Origin of the sequence: uncultured Granulicatella sp. (assembly GCF_963515095.1) — a bacterium.
In the GTDB taxonomy this organism is placed as follows: Bacteria; Bacillota; Bacilli; order Lactobacillales; family Aerococcaceae; genus Granulicatella.
Genome location: NZ_CAUPXD010000032.1, coordinates 1 through 20,311, shown reverse-complemented (window position 1 = coordinate 20,311; position 20,311 = coordinate 1). Strand labels below are relative to the sequence as shown.

21 protein-coding genes are annotated in these 20,311 nt (G+C 33.2%); 20 read left to right on the top strand and 1 reads right to left on the bottom strand.

Annotation, left to right across the window (positions count from 1 at the left end; genetic code table 11):
* The 3 genes from RWL86_RS07250 to thiI form a co-directional block, all read left to right on the top strand.
* On the top strand, nucleotides 1–806 hold an 806-nt coding region (locus RWL86_RS07250; protein WP_314078385.1), incomplete at its 5' end, for a class I tRNA ligase family protein.
* 92 nt (nucleotides 807–898) lie between these two features.
* Nucleotides 899–2,023 (top strand): cysteine desulfurase family protein, encoded by a 1,125-nt coding sequence (locus RWL86_RS07245; RefSeq protein ID WP_314078382.1) that lies wholly within the window; start codon nucleotides 899–901, stop codon nucleotides 2,021–2,023.
* A gap of 12 nt (nucleotides 2,024–2,035) precedes the next feature.
* Nucleotides 2,036–3,253, top strand: a complete 1,218-nt coding sequence (gene thiI, locus RWL86_RS07240) for a tRNA uracil 4-sulfurtransferase ThiI (RefSeq protein ID WP_314078379.1) — start codon at nucleotides 2,036–2,038, stop codon at nucleotides 3,251–3,253.
* Between the two features lie 158 nt (nucleotides 3,254–3,411).
* Here the strand turns inward: thiI and RWL86_RS07235 are convergent, their stop codons facing one another.
* Entirely contained in the window at nucleotides 3,412–4,830 is a 1,419-nt protein-coding gene (locus RWL86_RS07235; RefSeq protein ID WP_314078377.1) for an N-acetylmuramoyl-L-alanine amidase, read from the bottom strand.
* 190 nt (nucleotides 4,831–5,020) lie between these two features.
* On the opposite strand from RWL86_RS07235, the gene RWL86_RS07230 reads away from it, so the two are divergent.
* From RWL86_RS07230 to RWL86_RS07150, 17 genes are all read left to right on the top strand, one after another.
* Entirely contained in the window at nucleotides 5,021–5,911 is an 891-nt protein-coding gene (locus tag RWL86_RS07230; protein ID WP_314078375.1) for a deoxyribonuclease IV, read from the top strand.
* 14 nt (nucleotides 5,912–5,925) lie between these two features.
* Nucleotides 5,926–6,528 carry a Fur family transcriptional regulator gene (locus tag RWL86_RS07225; protein WP_314078373.1) on the top strand — a complete coding sequence of 201 codons (603 nt, stop codon included), beginning with the start codon at nucleotides 5,926–5,928 and terminating at the stop codon, nucleotides 6,526–6,528.
* A 159-nt stretch (nucleotides 6,529–6,687) separates the two neighbouring features.
* Entirely contained in the window at nucleotides 6,688–6,861 is a 174-nt protein-coding gene (rpsU, locus tag RWL86_RS07220) for a 30S ribosomal protein S21 (RefSeq protein ID WP_005605651.1), read from the top strand.
* Nucleotides 6,862–6,941: 80 nt separating this feature from the next.
* Nucleotides 6,942–7,385 (top strand): GatB/YqeY domain-containing protein, encoded by a 444-nt coding sequence (locus RWL86_RS07215; protein ID WP_314078371.1) that lies wholly within the window; start codon nucleotides 6,942–6,944, stop codon nucleotides 7,383–7,385.
* A gap of 156 nt (nucleotides 7,386–7,541) precedes the next feature.
* The gene (locus tag RWL86_RS07210; protein WP_314078369.1) at nucleotides 7,542–8,522 is read left to right on the top strand and encodes a PhoH family protein; all 981 of its coding nucleotides are present in this window, start codon (nucleotides 7,542–7,544) and stop codon (nucleotides 8,520–8,522) included.
* 123 nt (nucleotides 8,523–8,645) lie between these two features.
* The gene (locus tag RWL86_RS07205) at nucleotides 8,646–10,730 is read left to right on the top strand and encodes an HDIG domain-containing metalloprotein (protein WP_314078366.1); all 2,085 of its coding nucleotides are present in this window, start codon (nucleotides 8,646–8,648) and stop codon (nucleotides 10,728–10,730) included.
* A gap of 12 nt (nucleotides 10,731–10,742) precedes the next feature.
* Nucleotides 10,743–11,228, top strand: coding sequence for an rRNA maturation RNase YbeY (gene ybeY / locus RWL86_RS07200; RefSeq protein WP_314078364.1), 486 nt, complete (start codon nucleotides 10,743–10,745; stop codon nucleotides 11,226–11,228).
* Nucleotides 11,221–11,604: a diacylglycerol kinase family protein gene (locus tag RWL86_RS07195; RefSeq protein ID WP_314078362.1), complete on the top strand. Its 384-nt coding sequence runs from the start codon at nucleotides 11,221–11,223 to the stop codon at nucleotides 11,602–11,604. The genes ybeY and RWL86_RS07195 overlap by 8 nt, the downstream gene beginning before the upstream one ends.
* 10 nt (nucleotides 11,605–11,614) lie before the next feature.
* A complete protein-coding gene (era, locus tag RWL86_RS07190; RefSeq protein ID WP_006702501.1) occupies nucleotides 11,615–12,523 on the top strand; it encodes a GTPase Era in 909 nt (302 codons plus the stop codon).
* A 9-nt stretch (nucleotides 12,524–12,532) separates the two neighbouring features.
* Nucleotides 12,533–13,327, top strand: coding sequence for a DNA repair protein RecO (gene recO / locus RWL86_RS07185; RefSeq protein ID WP_314078358.1), 795 nt, complete (start codon nucleotides 12,533–12,535; stop codon nucleotides 13,325–13,327).
* A gap of 145 nt (nucleotides 13,328–13,472) precedes the next feature.
* Nucleotides 13,473–14,069, top strand: coding sequence for a Holliday junction branch migration protein RuvA (gene ruvA / locus RWL86_RS07180; RefSeq protein ID WP_314078356.1), 597 nt, complete (start codon nucleotides 13,473–13,475; stop codon nucleotides 14,067–14,069).
* A 14-nt stretch (nucleotides 14,070–14,083) separates the two neighbouring features.
* Entirely contained in the window at nucleotides 14,084–15,082 is a 999-nt protein-coding gene (ruvB, locus tag RWL86_RS07175) for a Holliday junction branch migration DNA helicase RuvB (RefSeq protein ID WP_314078354.1), read from the top strand.
* 19 nt (nucleotides 15,083–15,101) lie between these two features.
* Nucleotides 15,102–16,139 (top strand): tRNA preQ1(34) S-adenosylmethionine ribosyltransferase-isomerase QueA, encoded by a 1,038-nt coding sequence (queA, locus tag RWL86_RS07170; RefSeq protein ID WP_314078352.1) that lies wholly within the window; start codon nucleotides 15,102–15,104, stop codon nucleotides 16,137–16,139.
* Nucleotides 16,140–16,199: 60 nt separating this feature from the next.
* Entirely contained in the window at nucleotides 16,200–16,760 is a 561-nt protein-coding gene (locus tag RWL86_RS07165; RefSeq protein ID WP_399534641.1) for a uracil-DNA glycosylase family protein, read from the top strand.
* A complete protein-coding gene (locus RWL86_RS07160; RefSeq protein WP_314078348.1) occupies nucleotides 16,757–17,251 on the top strand; it encodes a peroxiredoxin in 495 nt (164 codons plus the stop codon). The genes RWL86_RS07165 and RWL86_RS07160 overlap by 4 nt, the downstream gene beginning before the upstream one ends.
* Nucleotides 17,252–17,265: 14 nt before the next feature.
* Nucleotides 17,266–18,207 carry a prolyl aminopeptidase gene (gene pip / locus RWL86_RS07155; protein ID WP_314078347.1) on the top strand — a complete coding sequence of 314 codons (942 nt, stop codon included), beginning with the start codon at nucleotides 17,266–17,268 and terminating at the stop codon, nucleotides 18,205–18,207.
* Between the two features lie 143 nt (nucleotides 18,208–18,350).
* Nucleotides 18,351–20,311 (top strand): YSIRK-type signal peptide-containing protein (locus tag RWL86_RS07150; RefSeq protein ID WP_314078345.1); only part of this gene is annotated, 1,961 nt, incomplete at its 3' end.

The following is a 20,311-nucleotide window of genomic DNA, read 5'->3' as shown; positions in this document are numbered from 1 at the left end:
ACTTACTATATGCTCGTTTCTGGTATAAAGTGTTATACGATTTAGGAGTTGTTCCTAATAAAGAACCATTCCAAAAATTATTTAACCAAGGGATGATTCTTGGTGAAGGTAATGAAAAAATGTCTAAATCAAAAGGAAATGTAGTCAATCCGGATGATGTTGTTCGTCAATATGGTGCAGATACATTACGTCTATATGAAATGTTTATGGGACCATTGGATGCTTCAATTGCTTGGAGTGAAAAAGGTCTTGAAGGAAGCCGTAAATTCTTAGAACGTGTTTGGAGATTATTAGTGGATGAAGAAGGTAAATTACGTGATCGTATTACAACTTTCAATGATGGTTCATTAGATAAAATTTATCACCAAACTGTTAAGAAAGTTACAGAAGATTACGAAGCATTACGCTTTAATACAGCGATTTCTCAAATGATGATTTTTGTGAATGAAGCGTATAAAACAGAAGCACTTCCAGTTCAGTATATGAAAGGCTTAGTTCAATTATTAGCACCAATCGCTCCACACTTAGGAGAAGAATTATGGTCTAAACTAGGTGCAACTGAATCGATTAGCTATGTTGCATGGCCAACTTATGATGAAGCTTTCTTAGTAGAAGATGAAGTAGAAGTGATCTTCCAAGTAAATGGAAAAATTAAAGCTCGTGTTATGGTTCCAGCAAATAGTGATGCAGCTGCAATGGAAGAAATTGCAAGAAATCATGAATCTGTAAAAGCCGCAATTGAAGGCAAAACAGTTCGTAAAGTTATTGCAGTTCCAGGAAAATTGGTAAACATTGTAGCCAACTAATTAGATTATTCATATAAAATGATGGCGGGAGGGGTTCTTTTAAAAAAGAACTCGCTCCTTTTGCCGTTATGAGATGTAGAAAAGGAGAAATCATGATTTATTTTGATAATTCAGCAACAACAAAAATTGCTCCAGAAGCATTACAATCATATGTTCAAACAAGCGAGCTTTTTTGGGGAAATCCTTCAAGCTTACATCGACTTGGAGGACAAGCCTTTCAAGTATTAGAAAAAGCAAGAGAACATATTGCAGCTCTTTTAGGTGCTAAAACAGAAGAGATTTATTTTACTTCTGGTGGAACAGAAAGCAATAACTGGGCCATTAAAGGAACAGCACTGGAAAAAAGAGTATTCGGAAATCATATTATTACGACAAAAATTGAACATCCTTCTGTTTTAAATACGGTGAAACAATTAGCTCAATTAGGATTTGAAATCAGTTATTTAGATGTTAATTACAAAGGTGAAATTTCATTAGAACAATTAGAGTTAATGCTAAAAAAGGAAACCATTTTAGTTTCTGTAATGGCGGTGAACAATGAAATTGGTGTGAGTCAAAACATTGAGGAGATTTCTCGTATTCTTGAACAATATCCGTGGGTTCATTTTCATGTTGATGCTGTTCAAGCTTTAGAACAAGTTCCAGATTTATTAGCTCTTGGACGAATTGATTTATTAAGTTTATCTGCTCATAAGTTCCATGGACCACGCGGTGTTGGAATACTTTATAAAAAAGCAGGAAGAAAAATTCAGTCGTTATTAACAGGTGGAGGTCAGGAAAAGACAGAACGTAGTACAACTGAAAATTTACCAGGAATTGTGGCTACTACTAAAGCAATGCGTATGTATTTAGAAGCTCCTCATCCTATGAAGGAAATTCGAGACTATTTATGGGATTTTTTAGAAAAACAACCTCAAATTAAAATTTTCTCTCCTAAAGAGGGAGTGAATCATATTCTATGCTTTGCATTAAAAGGGGTACGTGGAGAAGTACTTGTCCATGCATTTGAAGAGGAAGATATTTATATTTCAACAACTTCTGCTTGTTCAAGTAAAAAATCTGATAGTTCGAGTACCTTAGCTGCAATGAATGTTCCAGATTATTGGGCAACAAGTGCTGTTCGTGCTAGTTTTTCATATTTGAATACACTTGATGAAGCAAAACAATTTGTAGAAGTGTTAGAAAAATTAATGAAAAAATTTGAATTTTTAAAATAAAGGAGTGAAAAAGTGAAAGTTAGATTATTAGTAAGATATGGGGAATTATCGACTAAGGGACGTAATAAAAAAATGTTTACGCAAAAATTAGCCAATAATATTAAAAAAGCATTGATGAATTACCCTCAAGTTCGAGTGTTCCCAGATTATGATTTTATGTACTTAGATTTAAATGGAGTTCCTCAAGAAGAAATTATTCCATTACTAAAACCAATCTTTGGTATTCAGTCATTTTCTCCTGTCTATATTTTAGAAAAAGAGATGGAGAAAGTGAAAGAAGTCGTATTGGACTTAGTTGGAAAAGAAAATCCGAATGGTAAAACATTTAAGATTGCAACAAAACGTAGTGACCATGAATTTGTAATGGATACGAATGAGATTAATTTATTTTTAGGAGATGCAGTATTAGAAGCTTATCCAGAAATTCGTGTACAATTAAAACAACCAGATATTACGGTTCGTGTAGATGTTCGTCGTCAACATATTATGGTGAGTTTACAAACAATTCAAGGTGCGGGTGGTTTACCAGTTGGAACAAGTGGTAGAGTCTCCTTAATGTTATCAGGAGGAATTGACTCTCCAGTTGCCGCTTATTTAGCAATGAAGCGAGGAATGGAAGTACAATGTGTGCATTTTGCAAGTCCTCCTTATACAAGTCCTCAAGCATTGGTGAAAACAAAACAATTAGCTGCAAAAGTAGCAATCTATGGAGGAAGTTTACAATTCTTCACTGTTCCATTTACAGAAATTCAAGAAGAAATTAAAAAAGCTGTCCCAGAAAATTACTTAATGACGGTCATGCGTAGAATGATGCTACGAATTACAGATCAATTACGTGAGAAAAACCATGGATTAGCAATTGCAAATGGTGAATCAGTAGGGCAAGTAGCTTCTCAAACATTAGAAAGTATGATTGCGATTAATGATGTTACGAATACACCAATCATTCGTCCAGTTGCCACAATGGATAAATTGGATATTATTGCCATTGCACAAGAAATTGATACATTTGAATTATCAATTCAACCATTTGAAGATTGCTGTACTGTTTTTGCACCACCAAGTCCAAAAACAAAACCAAAATTAGAAAAAGCAAGAGAATACGAAGCAAGATTGAATGTTGAAGAATTAGTGAGTAGAGCAGTAGAAAATACAGTAGTAGAAGAAATTACTCCAAACTATGTAGCAGAAGAAGTAGAAAACTCTGTAGAGATGGATGATTTGTTTTAATAGAAAAAGAGACAGGCGTTTTATTGTTACTTGTCTATTTTGAAATAATTAAATAACAAAAAAGACTTTTCCCATAGCATTAGGCATGAGATTCGCTTTGCGAAGCTGCTGCCGTCCTTGCTATTTAAAGAAAAGTCTATTTTTTATTTATATTATTGTTACTGTTGGAAATATTCTTTTAAAGCACTTGCAATGCTTTTGGCAATATTTTCTTGATATTCCGTTGACTCAATTAATTTATTGTCATCCGGATTATTTAAATAACCTAATTCTAAAAGAATAGAAGGTTGTTTATTTTCACGTAACACTAAGAAGTTTTGGAATTTTGTTCCTTGGCTCTTCAATGTTAAATTACGTGAAATATATTTATTAACCGTTTGCGCTAAGTTTTCACTAGTTGATGCAAAATAATAACCAGTTGTACCAGATGCATTTGCATTTGGACCAGAATCGAAGTGTAAACTAATAAAGGCATTGGCTTGTTCTCGATTACTTAACTGAGCACGATTTTCTAAGCTAACACTCTTATCAGATTCACGAGTTAGAATAACAGTTGCCCCTAAATTTTCTAATTCTTTTTTCAATAGAAGAGCAGTTGTTAGAGTATGATCAGCTTCATGTTTCTCACTAAAAGTAACAACAGCACCTGGATCATCTCCACCATGACCTGGGTCAATCACAATCTTAGCATGTTCAATTCCTTGTGGAATTTGAGAATCAGTTTCTACTGCAGCAAAGTTTGCATTCACTAACCAATAAGGGACATAGGCTTTTTTACCATTTCCAATGGATACTTTATAAAAATCATTTTCACGGTCTTCATAATTGAAAATAGTACCTGCATTAACAGTACTTACTCTCTTAGAAAATGAATCAGCAGATTCATATAAAGGTGTTTCTTTTAATTTTGTTGAAATCATCTTTTTAGCATCTAGAGTTTGTGGTAATACGGCTTGTAATTTGTATAACTCATTCATATGGTCAACAGCATAGTTTAATTGATTATTGTCAACATAACCTTCTTGTCCATTATAGGATACTTTATAAAAGTTTGATTGTTGATCATCTAATAAATAGAATGGTTGTCCGAATGGGATTGTTGTCACAACTTGTGATGAGTTACTAGCTTCTTTATAAAGTGATACTGGGCCACTTGAATGTCCAATCATTAAATGAGTTAATAAGACATCTTTTGTAGGCATCCATGCAACTTGTTGATGAAATTGAACTTGTAGCCACTCATCATTTACTTTATGTAGGACAAGTACGTATTCACCTTTTTTTACTTCAGCAATAGGAAATTGTTGAGAATTGGGTTCTTGATATAATTTAACTGAGGTATCACTTTCTACAGCTGCTACTTGAGCAACTTGAGACTTGTCTAGTTTCTCATTATTTTCATTTTCATCTTCTTCTTGATGATTGGCAACTACAGTTGTTTCATTACGAATAGAAAATGGAGCTGGATTAGCATCGATTAATGGAATAATTGAAAAACTAAAAGCAAGAAGGAAAGCACTAAAACTCATGAAATATTGAACGTTTTTATTACGTATAATTTTTTTAACATTTTCCATAGGCGCTCCTTTTATAATCCTATTTTAATCTTCTATAAACCTTATTATACCAATTATGAAAGTGTTTGAAAAGTAAAAGATAAGCCTTACCAGTTTTGGATTTGATGTAAAATTGTTAAAAAGGGTTAATGCTTGATGAATCCTGATTTCTCACGTAAAATAAAATTGATTTGAATGAGGAGGAAGATAGATGTTATTAGGATCTCATGTTTCCATGAGTGGAAAAGAAATGATGTTATTATCTGCAAAAGAAGCAGCTAGCTATAAAGCCAATACAATGATGGTGTACACTGGAGCACCACAAAATACAAGAAGAAAACCGATTGAAGAATTAATGATTTCTCAAGGTCAAGCATTTATGCAAGCAAATGGAATTGAAGAAGTAGTGGTGCATGCTCCTTATATTATTAATTTAGCCAATACAACAAAAGAAGGCTATTTAGATTTTGCGATTGAATTTTTAAGAGAAGAGATTCGTCGTGCAGAAGCTATTGGTGCAAAACAAGTGGTACTTCATCCAGGTTCTCACGTAGGAGCAGGAGTCGATGTCGGAATTGCACAAATTGTAAAAGGATTAAATGAAGTAATTGATAAAAATCAAAAAGTTCAAATTGCACTTGAAACAATGGCTGGGAAGGGGACTGAATTAGGTCGTACTTTTGAAGAAATTGCTCGTATGATTGACGGTGTTACTCATAATGATCGTTTATCTGTGACATTGGATACTTGTCATATTCATGATGCAGGATACAACTTGAAAGAAGATTTTTCTGGTGTAATGACAGAATTTGATAGAGTAATCGGATTAGATCGCTTAAAAGTATTGCATATCAATGATTCTAAAAATGTTTGTGGAGCACACAAAGACCGACATGCAAACTTTGGATTTGGCGAAATTGGTTTCGATGCTTTAATGCAAGTAGTCTTAGAAGAAAAATTTAAAAATATTCCTAAAATATTAGAAACTCCTTATGTTGGAGAAGATAAGAAAAATCAAAAAGCTCCATATTTATTTGAAATACAAATGATTCGTCAAAATCAATTTGACCCAGATTTACTTTCAAAAATTATTAGTCAGTAATAGGAGGAAGTTTTATGCCACACGATCACGAACACGAATGTTGTCACCATAAAGATAATCATAAAAAAGAATGTTGCCATCATCATGGAGAAGAACATACGCATCATCAGCATGAATGTTGTCATCACCATGAAGAAGCACATCACCATTCAATTAAAAATGAAAACCAGCACCAACACTGTCATTGTCATCATGGACAAATTGAGCAAGCGATTCAGTTATTAAAGCAAGCAGGATTTAAGTATACGAGCAAACGTGAGAAAATCATTGAGATATTTAGCCATGAAGATCGTTATTTATCTGCTAAACAAGTGCAACAATTATTAGAAACTGATTTTCCAAATATGAGTTATGATACGATTTATCGTAATTTATATGATTTTACGGATTTAGGTATTTTAGAAACAACGGAATGGAATGGTGAAAAATTATTCCGTTTTGGTTGTAGTCATGAGGGACATCATCATCATTTTATTTGTGAAAAATGTGGACGTACGAAAGAAATTGAATTTTGTCCAATGACTTATTTTGAGACACAATTGGAGGGTTGCGAAGTACATTCACATCGTTTTGAAGTATTTGGATTATGTGAAAAATGTGCTCATGCAGCTTCATAAGCTAGAGTCAAATTTGAATTTTTTCCGCTAATTTTTTAGTTTATCTAATTGACAATTGAGCAAACCTTTTCTATAATAAAAAAAGGACATTTCGTTTGTTTGGTTATTCTATTCAAAAGAAAACAGTTACTTTTAATGCTCGGAGGGAGGGAATAGGATATGTCAAAAACAGTTGTTCGTAAAAACGAATCACTTGATGATGCTCTTCGTCGCTTCAAACGTACTGTTTCAAAAACTGGTACTTTACAAGAGGCTCGTAAACGTGAGTTTTATGAAAAACCAAGTGTAAGACGTAAGAAAAAATCAGAGGCAGCTCGTAAACGTAAGTTCTAGTCAACTCTGTGTATCATATGACTAAGTAAAGGCTGGGATTTACGTCTCAGTCTTTTTCGTATTTTTAAGGAGTGAAAAACATGAGTTTAAAAGAAACATTAAATAATGATATTAAATCAGCAATGAAAGCAAAAGATAAAGAAACTTTAGCAGTATTAAGAATGATTAAAACAGCTGTTCAAGCCGCAGAAATTGATAAAAAAGAAGAATTAAATGCTGAAGAAGAATTAACAATTTTAGCACGTGAAGCAAAACAACGTCGTGAATCATTAGCAGAATTTGTGAAGGCAGGACGTGATGAATTAGTTGCTAAAACAGAAGCTGAAATTGAAATTGTAGAACGTTACTTACCAAAACAATTATCAGTAGAGGAAGTAAAAGAAGTCATTGCAACTGTAGCTGAGAAAATTGGTGCAACAACTCAAAAAGAATTTGGTAAATTAATGGGTGCTGTTATGCAAGAATTAAAAGGAAAAGCAGACGGCAACGTGATTAAAGAACAAGTAAAAGCTCATTTAGGCTAATCATCAGTAAAGAGACTTATTCATTTCAGAATGAAAGATATAATACCGTAGAAATTGAATTCTGCGGTATTATTTTTTTGTATTAGTTCATTTCTAAACAGTAAATTCATAGAAAGAAACGGTTAAAATATGCTATAATAGTGCTACATACAGTAAATGGAGGTTAACAGTGTGGCAGAAGAAAACTATAAACAATCGTTAGAAATCCAAGATCATCCACAACTTGTTCAATTATTTGGTTCCCAGGATCAACATTTGAGATTATTGGAAGAAACCTTTGAAACACTTATTACTCATCGTGAAGAACAATTGTTAATTTCCGGTGAAGAAGAGTCTGTAAAACAAACTGTAATATTATTAGAACAACTACAAGAATTAATAGCTCGTGGTATTTCAATTTCTCAAACAGATATTGTAACAGCCATTAAAATGGCCAAAAGAGGTACATTAGATTATTTTTTAAATTTATATAATGAGGAAATTGGACGAACATTTTCTGGTAAACCGATTCGTGCAAAAACATTTGGACAACAGCAATATATTCATGCAATTAAGAAAACAGATATGGTATTTGGAATTGGGCCTGCAGGGACTGGGAAAACTTTTGTAGCAGTTGTGATGGCGGTTCAAGCTTTGAAAAAAGGTCAAGTCAAGAAAATTATTTTAACACGACCAGCTGTTGAAGCCGGGGAAAACTTAGGATTTTTACCAGGGGATTTAAAAGAAAAGGTTGATCCATATTTACGTCCGATTTATGATGCATTATATGCCATTTATGGAGTAGAACATACGAATCGTTTATTGGAAAGAGGAGTGATTGAAGTTGCTCCACTTGCTTATATGCGTGGTCGTACATTAGAAGAAGCATTTATTATTTTAGATGAAGCACAAAATACAACAAGAGCTCAAATGAAAATGTTCTTAACTCGTTTAGGATTTGGTTCAAAAATGATTATTAATGGGGATAAGACACAAGTAGACTTACCAAAGGGAAGTCATATGAGTGGTTTAGTAGATGCAGAAAATAAACTAAAAGGCATTAGTGGTATTTCTTTTGTTGAATTTGATGCTTTTGATGTTGTTCGTCATCCATTAGTATCAAGTATTATTGATGCCTATTCAGAACAAGATGAATAAGTAAGGAGTAAATGAAAAATGAGACAGAAACTGCGAAAATTTCAGGAAGTTTTGGGCGTTTTCTATTTGCCCTTACTTCTTTTTTTAACATTCGTTGCATTGCTAGTCATTGGATATAGTAGTGTGAAACCAACAACATACACTGTTGAATTGAATCAAGTTGCTAAGGAAACGATTCGTGCACCACGAACGCTAGAAGATAAAGCTCAAACAGAGAAAAATCAACAAATAGCAATGGATGCAGTTAGTGATGTATTAGTCTTTGACCAAGAACGATTAACAAAGCAATTAACAAATATTCAGCAATTTTTCCAAGCAATTAAGTCTGTTGCATCCAAAGCGTCCGCAGAAATTATTAAAACAGATCAAAGTAATTCCTCTGAAGAATCTGTGACAAGAGTAGCAACGACTCAAGAAAGAGTTCAATATTTTAAGAAATCTCTTGAAAAAGAGAATCAGTCTATCAGAGAGTTTGCAATTTTTATCCCGGATAAATATATTTCGCAATTATTACAAGCGAATAATGAACAGTTGGCTTCATATGAGAAAACATTAAAATCAGTTGTTGAAACTCAAATGAAAAATCCAATCAGTGAAAGTACCGTTACAAAAGCACAAGAAGATGCAAAGAAAACTTTATTCTACAGTGAGTATTCTGATACGGAACGAGAATTATTAGGTCAATTAGTGACAGTTTCAGTAATTGTTAATAATGTGGTGGATAAAGAAGCAACACAAAAAGCTAAAGAAGTTGCTAAGGCAGCAGTCAATCCTGTGAAAATTTTGCAAGGGCAAGTGCTTGTTCAAGAGGGACATGTGATTTCTAATCAGGAGATTCGATTGTTAGAATTGTTTGGGTTAAGTAACAGTAAGCCAAATTATCATGAATTATTGAGTTATATCCTCTTCCTTATAGGAATTGTTCTCTTTTTAGCAGTGTATTTTTGCAATCCAACGCAATCTGATAACCAACGTACAGGTGATACAGCAACATCTTTAACTGTATTTAGTTTGATCTTAGTTGCAGGAGTGATAGTATTAAAAATATTAGCTTTAGTACAAAATAAAGGGGTAGAACATATAGGATTAGCTTTCCCAATTTCTGGTTTTATTTATCTATTGTATCGATTAACAAAGAGTTTGAGATTAACGATTTTTTCAATTGTATTAATGCCAATTTTTTCATGGTATTTCTTTTCTCAATCGACGAATGTGTTACATTTAATTTTAACAACAGTATTTCTTTCAATAATTGCATGGATTGGAATATTAAATGAAAAATTGTGGCAAAATCAATCATGGATGAAACGTTTTATGAAATATTTGTTTTATCCTGTGTTGTTAGGAATTCCATTTGTATTTTATAGTAATTATGAATTTCAAACGCAACAAACGATGTTTGTCTTTCTATTTTTACTATTAAGTGGATTTTTATCATTTTTAATACCAGTCATTTTAATGCCGTATTTAGCGTATGTATTTGAAGATAGTTCGGTATTATTATGGGCTGAATTATCGAATCCAAATCAACCATTATTAAAAGATTTGATTACAAAAGCACCGGGAACTTATCATCATAGCTTAATGGTTGCAAATATTTCTGCAAACTGTGTAGAAGCAATTGGTGGGGATTCTCAATTAGCAAGAGTAGCGTGCTATTATCACGATATTGGAAAATTAGAACATCCATTTTTCTTTATTGAGAATTTACCAGGACATATGGAATCTCCTCATAATATGATAAGTGCTGAAGAATCGGTTCATATTATTTTTAACCATGTAACAAAAGGGGTAGAAATTTTAAAACAACACCAATTACCTCAAGCAGTCATTGATATTTGTGCACAACATCATGGCACAACATTGATGAAATATTTTTATGCGGAAGCGTTAAAAAATAATCCGGATGTAAAAGAAGAAGATTTCCGTTATCCGGGACCAAAACCTCAAACAAAAGAGGCAGCCATTATTAATATTGTGGATAGTGCAGAAGCAGCAACTCGTGCGATGAAAGAACCGACATTAGAAAAAGTTGAAGCATTAGTCCATTCTATTATTATGAACCGACTAGAAGATGAACAGTTTGTAGAATGTGATATTACAATGAAAGAAATAGCGATTGTAGAAAAAATGATTGTGACTTCTTTAAATGGTACCTTCCATTCAAGAATTGAATATCCAACAATTAAAAAACAAGAAGTGAAGTAGAAAGGAAATATTATGTTTATTGAATTAATAGACGAAACAGAAGTAGTCAAAGAAGAATATCAAAAATTAGTAGAAGATGTTGTATCATTTGCAAGTGACTATTTACATTACCCAGAAAATCGTGAATGCTGTATTTCATTTGTATCAAGTGAAAGAATTCGTGAGATTAATCGAGACTTTAGAAATATTGATAAAGTAACAGATGTCATTAGTTTTGCTTTAGATGATGAAGACGAAGATATGGATCCAATTAAAAACTTTATGGCTTCAGATGAAAATTTTGTGACTTCCATTGGGGATATTATTATCTCAGTCGATCGTGCAAAGGAACAAGCAGAAGAATATGGACATAGTTTAGAACGTGAATTAGGCTTTTTAGCGTTACATGGTTTTTTACATTTAAATGGTTATGATCATCAAACAGAGGAAGAAGAAAAAGAAATGACAGGCTTACAAAAAGAAATTTTAACAGCCTATGGTTTAACAAGAAATGCGTAAACAAGTTGAAAAAAATCATCATTTCAAACAATCCATGCTGCATGCTGTAAATGGTATTCAAATGGTATTTCAAGATGAGAGAAATTTTAGATTCGATGTTGTTGCTGCAATAATAGTCGTTATCCTTGGGTTCTTATTAAAAATTGAAAGAGTAGAATGGTACTGGATTGTATTTTGTATCTTTTTAATGTTTATTTTAGAAATGTTAAATACCGTTGTAGAACAATTAGTGGATCTAATGGTAGAACATAATTATCATTTAGCCGCTAAAAAAGCAAAAGATGTAGCAGCGGGCGTCGTATTAATTGGAGCTATATTTGTACTCATTATAGCTTCTGGAATTTTTATTCCAAAGATTTTACAAATATTTTTATAAGGAGAGTAATATGTCAAAACAATTTAAATCAGGTTTTGTAGCAATTGTTGGTAGACCAAATGTAGGAAAATCTACTTTTATGAATTATGTTTTAGGGCAAAAAATTGCCATTATGTCGGATAAAGCTCAAACAACACGTAATAAAATTCAAGGGGTATATACGAATCAAGATTGTCAAATTGTCTTTTTAGATACTCCAGGAATTCATAAACCGAAGCATGAATTAGGAAACTTCATGGTAGAAAGTGCTTATTCTGCCTTAAAAGAAGTAGATGCTGTATTATTTATGGTGAATGCTGCAGAAAAAAGAGGTCCTGGTGATGACTTTATTATTGAAAAATTAAAGAAAATTAAAACACCCGTCTTTCTAGTGTTGAATAAAATTGATTTAATTTCTCCAGATGAATTATTAGACCGAGTTGAATCGTATCAAGAAACGATTCCATTTGCAGGAATTATTCCAATTTCAGTTTTACAAGGAAATAATGTTCAAGAATTGATGACAACTTTAACGAATCATTTGCCAGAGGGACCTCAATATTATCCAAGTGATCAAATTACAGACCATCCAGAATATTTCGTTGTGTCTGAGTTAATTCGTGAGAAAATCTTGCATTTAACAAAAGAAGAAATTCCTCATTCAGTTGCAGTTACCGTAGATAAAATGCAAAAAGATGAATTTGATAAAGTACATGTTTATGCCAATATTATTGTTGAGCGACCAACTCAAAAAGGAATTATTATCGGTAAAGGTGGTAAATTACTGAAAGAAATTGGTGTCAGAGCAAGAAAAGATATCGAACAATTATTAGGAAATAAAGTATATTTAGAATTATGGGTTAAAGTTGAAAAAGATTGGCGTAAGAAAAAGAGCCATTTACAAGACTTTGGCTATCGTACAACAGATTATAAAGATTAAGGTGACTTTATGGAATACTTTCAAAAGTTTACCGGCATTGTTTTATTTCGACAAGAATATAAAGAACACGATATGATTGTTAAGATTTTCTCTCGAGAATTTGGCAAGCAAATGTTTTTTGTAAGAAATTTACAACGCTCGAGCAATCCTTTATCTGCAGCAACGTTACCCTTTACGAGAGCTGTTTTTATCGGAACCATTCATCAAAATGGATTTAGTTTTATTAGGGAATGTCTTGAAGTACAAAATCATCGACGGATTTATGAACAAATTGAAGTTCAAGCGGTCATGACGTATATGATGCAATTAGTTGATGCTGTGATGGAAGATAGAATCGTGAATACAGAGTTGTATGATTTATTAGAAAATTGTATTCGTGCGGTGGAAAATGACTTAGATCCATTTATTTTAATGCATTATTTTGAATTAAAAATGTTAAAATACTTTGGAGTGGCCTTTCAATGGCAACAGTGTTGTTTTTGCGAGGAGTCAGTTGGACCGTTTGATATTTCGTTGAAACATCATGGATTGTTATGTTCAAGACACTATGATAAAGATGAGAAGAGATTACAATTAAGTCCAAAGGCAGTGCATATTGCAAGGCTCCTTGTTGCAATGAAATCTCCTTTGCAAATTCAATCATTGAGTCTATCTTCAGAAACAAAAGCAGATTTAAAAAGACTTTGTGACTCATTAATGGACGAATACGTAGGAATTCGATTGAAAGGTAAAAAGTTTATTGATCAAATGGAAGATTGGCAAACTCAATTACAAATTCGTCGAAATAAAATAGATGAAAAATGAAATTACTAACAAATGATATGGACGATAGAATTCAAATCTATCGTCTTTTTTGTACACATTTAATGCTATTTTTCTCAGTAGATTATTAGAATTTAAGCCGTTTTCGTGATACACTTAATAGGAAGAAATATAACGGAGGTATGAGATGTACGAATATCTTAAAGGAGAATTAGTGGCTATTCAGCCAACCTATATTGTCGTAGAAAATCATGGGATTGGATATCAAATTATGTTCGCCAATCCTTATCGTATCCAATCAAAATTGAATGAAGTTATTCGAGTAGAGCTTCAACAAATTGTTCGAGAAGATTCGATTACATTGTATGGTTTTTTAAGTGATGAAGAAAAAGAATTATTCCAAAAATTAATTAGTGTTTCAGGAATTGGACCAAAAAGTGCAGTATCAATTTTAGCAAATGATAATGTGAATGGTTTTATTCAAGCAGTAGAATCAGGCAATATTACATACTTAACAAAATTCCCTGGAGTGGGTAAGAAAACTGCTCAACAAATTGTATTAGATTTAAAGGGGAAATTCACGAATATTGTAGTGGAAGAAGTAGCCACTCCAGTAGTAGAAACTGCAACTGGAATTAAACAGTTAGAAGAAGCAAGAGAAGCATTATTAGGATTAGGATATTCTGCAAAAGAAATTACAAAAGTTTGGAAAGAGCTAGAATCAGCTGCTCCTCAAACAACACAAGAAGCATTATCCATTGCCTTTAAATTATTGATGAAATAGAAAGGAAGAATTGTGTGGAAGAACATCGATTTGTAGATGGTAGTCCCTTAGATGAACAAGAAGTTTCTACGGAATTATCATTACGACCGCAAAATTTACAACAATATATTGGTCAGCAAAAAGTAAAAGAAGAGTTATCTATTTATATTCAAGCTGCTCGTAGCAGGCAAGAAGCTTTGGATCATGTCTTATTATATGGACCTCCTGGGTTAGGGAAAACGACTCTAGCAATGGTCATTGCAAATGAACTAGAAGTAGGAATTAAAACAACGAGTGGTCCAGCTATTGAACGACCTGGAGATTTGGTTGCTTTATTAAATGATTTAAATGCTGGAGATGTATTGTTTATCGATGAAATTCATCGCTTACCTCGTGTAGTAGAAGAAATGCTCTATTCTGCAATGGAAGATTTCTTTGTGGATATTGTAGTAGGTCAAGGACCAACAGCTCATCCTGTTCATTTCCCATTACCGCCTTTCACTTTAGTGGGAGCGACAACTCGTGCGGGTGCTTTATCTGCTCCGTTAAGGGATCGTTTTGGAATTGTGTCTCATATGGAATATTATGATGAACAATCCTTAACAGAAATTGTGAAGCGAACAGCTAGTGTATTTGAAAGTGAAATACATGAAGAAGCAGCTAGAGAGGTTGCCCTTCGTTCAAGAGGAACCCCTCGTATTGCCAATCGTTTATTAAAACGAGTAAGAGATTTCTCACAAGTTTATGAAGAGGGAGCTATTTCAAAAGAAATTACGCAAAAAGCGCTCAAAGTCCTTCAAGTAGATGAAAAGGGTTTAGATGCGATTGACCGTAAATTATTGAATGCCATGATTGATTTATATGATGGTGGACCAGTTGGATTAGGAGCGATTGCTGCCAATATTTCTGAAGATGCGGAAACAATCGAAGATATGTATGAACCGTATTTATTGCAAATTGGATTTATGAAGCGTACTTCACGAGGAAGAATGGTAACACCGGAAGCTTATGTTCATTTGAACAGAAGATATTAGATAGAAAGATGGAATAAGAATGAATTATACAACTCAAGATTTTGATTTTGATTTACCAGAAGAACTGATTGCTCAAACACCTTTGAAAGATCGAACTTCTTCAAGATTACTAGTCGTTAATGAAACAGAACATAGTGTAGAAGATAAACATTTTTCTGAAATTATTGATTATTTAGAAGAAGGTGATACATTAATCGTTAATAATACAAGAGTATTGCCAGCTAGATTATACGGTGAAAAAGAGGGAACAGGCGCTCATATTGAAGTGCTACTACTACATAATACGCATGGAGATTACTGGGAAACTCTTGTAAAGCCAGCTAAAAGAATGAAAGTTGGAACAGTAGTATCCTTTGGTGATGGACGATTAAAGGCCACTGTGACAGAAGAATTAGAGCAAGGTGGAAGAATCATTGAATTTCAATACGATGGAGTATTTTTAGAAATTTTAGAATCATTAGGTGAAATGCCATTACCACCGTATATCAAAGAACGCTTAGAAGACCAAGAACGTTATCAAACGGTTTATGCAAAGGAAAATGGATCTGCAGCTGCACCAACAGCTGGTTTACACTTTACAAAAGAATTAATGGAAAAAATTCAACAAAAAGGTATTCAAATAGTTCCGATTACATTACATGTTGGATTAGGTACCTTTAGACCTGTTTCCGTAGATCATTTAGAAGACCATAAAATGCATTCGGAATATTATCATATTTCAAAAGAAACAGCAGAAGTTATTGCAGAAACAAAGAAAAATGGAAAACGAGTGATTGCAGTAGGAACAACTTCGATTCGTACATTAGAAACAGTAGGTTCAGCTAATCAAGGAGAAATCGTTCCAAGTAGTGGATGGACAGATATTTTCATTTCGCCAGGATATGAATTTAAAGTAGTGGATGCGTTTATTACAAATTTCCATCTTCCAAAATCAACATTAGTGATGTTGGTGAGTGCTTATTTAGGGCGAGACTTTACATTAGAAGCTTATCACCATGCTATTCGTGAACGTTATCGTTTCTTTAGTTTTGGTGATGCTATGTTTGTTCATCGTTAAATCTAGCAGTAGAAATTGGAGATGATACAATTGTCTTTTGAACAATTAAAAGAGCAAATTATGCAGGATGAAGAAAATCATGTCTTTACAGAACAAGGAATTGAACCATTATTTTGGATTCCAGAAACGGCAAAGATTTTAATTATCGGTCAAGCACCTGGATTAAAGGCTCAAGAAAGCCGTAAATTTTTCTGGGATAAAAGTGGAGATCGTTTAAGAGAATGGCTAGGGGTTGATGAAACGTTATTTTACGAATCAGGATTATTTGCAGTCGTTCCAATGGACTTTTACTATCCTGGAAAAGGTAAAAGTGGAGATAAACCACCTAGAAAAGGATTTGCCCCAAAATGGCATCCATTAGTTTTACCATTATTGAAACAGGTTGAGTGTATTTTATTAGTTGGCTCATATGCACAAAATTATTATTTAAAAGAAACGAAAAAAGAGAATTTAACTGAAACGGTAAGAAGTTATCAAGAATACTTGCCAAAGTATTTTCCATTGGTACATCCTTCCCCCTTAAATATAAGGTGGATGAAGAAAAATCCATGGTTTGAAGAAGTAGTATTACCAGAATTAAAAATGATTGTAAAAAATAGTATAAAAAAGGAGAATGAATGATGTTTATTACACGACACAATAACCCATATGAATTAAAAGGGGAATTACCAACAGTAGGAGAAAAAGCTCCTCACTTTTCATTAGAATGCATTCATGGAGAAATGAAAACTCCAGAATCATTTGCAGGAAGCGTAACATTAATCAGTGTTGTTCCAGATATTAATACTCGAGTTTGCGATATTCAAACAAAAGCTTTCCATAAAAAAATGAAAGAACATCCAAGTATTCAATTAGTAACGATTAGTAAAAATAACAAAGATGAATTTAAAAATTGGTGTTCGGCAAATGATGTTGCAATGGAAATGTTATGCGATGTTGATTTTACATTTGGAGAAGCGTATGGCATTTATGTGCCTGAATTAAGCGTAGACCAACGTTCGATTTTTGTGTTGGATCAAAATGGAACAATTGTTTATCAAGAAATTGTTCAAGAAATGACAGATGAACCGAATTATGATGAAGCCATTCGAGTAGCATTAACTCACTTATAAAAGGGGGAGAAATAATGGAAAACGTTAGTTTATTTCCGCCAATAGAGCCTTATAATGAATTTTATTTAGAAGTTTCTTCAACACATCAAGTATTTGTGATGGAATCAGGAAATCCAAATGGGAAACCAGTCATTATTGTTCATGGTGGACCAGGAGGAGGTTCAAGTCCGGTTACCCGTCAATTATTTAATCCAGATGTTTATCGAATGATTCAATTTGACCAACGTGGTTGTGGGAAAAGTTTACCTTTTCTTTCATTAGAGGAGAATACAACTCAACATTTAGTTTCGGATATGGAGAAAATCCGTGAAAAGCTAGGAATTGATCAATGGCTTGTGTTCGGTGGTAGTTGGGGGACGACTTTATCCCTTCATTATGCGATTCAATATCCAGAAAGAGTTCTGGGATTGATTTTACGTGGGATTTTCTTAGGTAGACAAGAAGATACTGATTGGCTTTACCAAAAAGGAGCTAGTGATTTCTTCCCAGATCAATTTGAGCCTTATTTGAATCATATTCCAGTTGAAGAACAAGATAATTTAGTAACAGCTTATTATAAAAGGTTGACCAGTGAAGATGCATCTATTCGATTAGAAGCTGCTCGTCAATGGGCTAGATGGGAAGGTGGCATTATTACCTTATTACCTAGAAAAACTTCTGGTGAGGAAACAGATGAGGACATGCTTGCAATTGCCATTATGGAATGTCATTATTTCTACCATCATTGCTTTGTAGAAGATGATAATTATATTCTTAATCATGCAGATACATTAAAAGAGATTCCGATTAAAATAGTTCATGGTAGATATGATGTTGATTGTCGTCCGAGTGGTGCATATGATTTAAAAGAAAAATTGCCACATGCTGAATTAGTCTTTTCTACTGCTGCAGGACATGCGCAAATGGAACCATCAACAGTAAAAGAATTAATGAGATTTGCAAGGGAGTTTGAATAATTTTTTAGAAAGTTATTAATGTATACTAATACAATATTAGGGGATAGTTTAAAAATTTAGGTGAAAATAGAAGTTAGTGAACCAAAACTAAATGATTCTATTTTAAATGGGGGATAAAATTTATTTAGAAAGAATTTGATAAAATGAAAGAAATATTTAATAAACGCCAACGTTTTTCAATTAGAAAATTCTCTGTTGGAGTAGCTTCAGTCTTGATAGGGATTACTCTGTTTCAATCCTCACAACAGGTTTTTGCTGCAACAGATAATGCTTCACTATCAAAGGTAGAAGTTAGTTCAGAGAAAGAGCGGGTTGTATCAACTAATGAAAAAATAGAAAACGTAGTAACTACTCCGGAAAATCGAAATTCTACTGAATTTAGTGAAAGTACAACACCCTCTAATAAATTAGAAAAAGTTGAAACGACAAATGATAAACAAAACGTTTCTGGAAAAGATAGAAGTGCTAATTTTGAAACGAGAGGTGTTTCTAACTCTTCAGAAGTAAAAAAATATGAGCTAAATGAGGAGTATGCTAAACAAATAAAAGCTGGAATCATTGCTTCAGAAGGCAATAAAATTGATAGCTTGTTAGTTAATGGACCTACTTTAACTCCTGACGGCTTTACAGATAATGATTACTTAAAAGATAAAGATGAAGTTTACATTTATGAAAAAAATGGGAAAAAGTATGTAGGATACAATAGTCATCCGATGTTAGAGGATACTGATGGAGATGGCATTATTGATAGTAAAGAAAAAGCAGATGAAAAATTAAAATGGAATGTCAGTGAACGTGATATGATTATGTTTATGGAATTGGCATATCGTGATGATCAATATATAGATAGAGTATTGGATCATAAGAGACCGTTATCTGAATCAGATTTGTATAAAAAGAATAGTGATACAAAACCACGTTATGAATATATGATGATGAATAAGGAATTAGGACCATATTGGGAAAGAAAGAAGAGTTATCACACATCAAGTGGACTAGATGCTGTATTATTTGAAACGAAAAGTGATTTTTCATATTTACCAAATGGAACTGCACAAGTATTAGCGTTTCGTGGTACTAGTGACGCTAAAGATATTAAAGCGGATATAACTCTTGGAACTGGTGGGAATCCTCAACAAGGGGTAGAAGCAGAAAATATTATGCGTGAATTAGCCAATGACAAGAGTATTACAAATTTATATTTGACTGGACATTCTTTAGGGGGATATTTAGTACAACGTGCAATGGTTGAAGCTTATCAGTTGGCATATTCTGATAGCAGAGTAATGTCTCCTAAAGAAAATGCAGCTTACAGAAACTTTTACAACAATATCTTAAAAAAAGGAACCACTTTTAATGCTCCAAAAGTAGTGACGAATTTGCTAACTAAGCGTGAATTTTGGCAAAAAGGCTTGGATAGCAAAACAATTGCTAAATCAGGGAAAATGACTCATTATATTACGGATAATGATCATACAATAAGAAAAGGTGTGAGTAATGATAGTGATGTTGTGATAAACGTTGGCCCAACTAGTGGAGGGCATAGTTCTCGTTCTTATTTTGAAGCAGATATGATTAATAGAAGACCAGAATTTATATCTGGTAAACGCATTTCTTTAGATGCAACTGGTTATCAAGATCCAAAACTTACAACTATTAAGTCGGTAGAAAAAGTTGATGAAACAATCGTGTATAGTAAACGTGGAGATGACATTATTAAATCAACTACTGTAAGCACAAAAGATTCTGAGACAGGAAAAATAACAAAAAATACAACGGATGAAGTTTTCAAAAAAAATGGCGCAAAAGACAAAGTAGAAGTCACAATGATTCCAAAAACCACTCGTTATGAAAAAGATGACAAGCGAGAAAAAGATACACCAAATGTCACAATAGAAGGACGAGATGGATCAAGAACAGTCACAATAACGTATACTGTAAATGCGACAACAGGAGAAGCCATAGAGCATCGAGGAAATCCAGTTGTTGAAGAAGCACAGCCAACGATTATTAAAGTCGGCGCAAAAGCCAAAGTAGAGTATTTAAAAGACGGTGACAATATTGTTAAGAAGACAACAACGTATGATGTGAATACTGATACTGG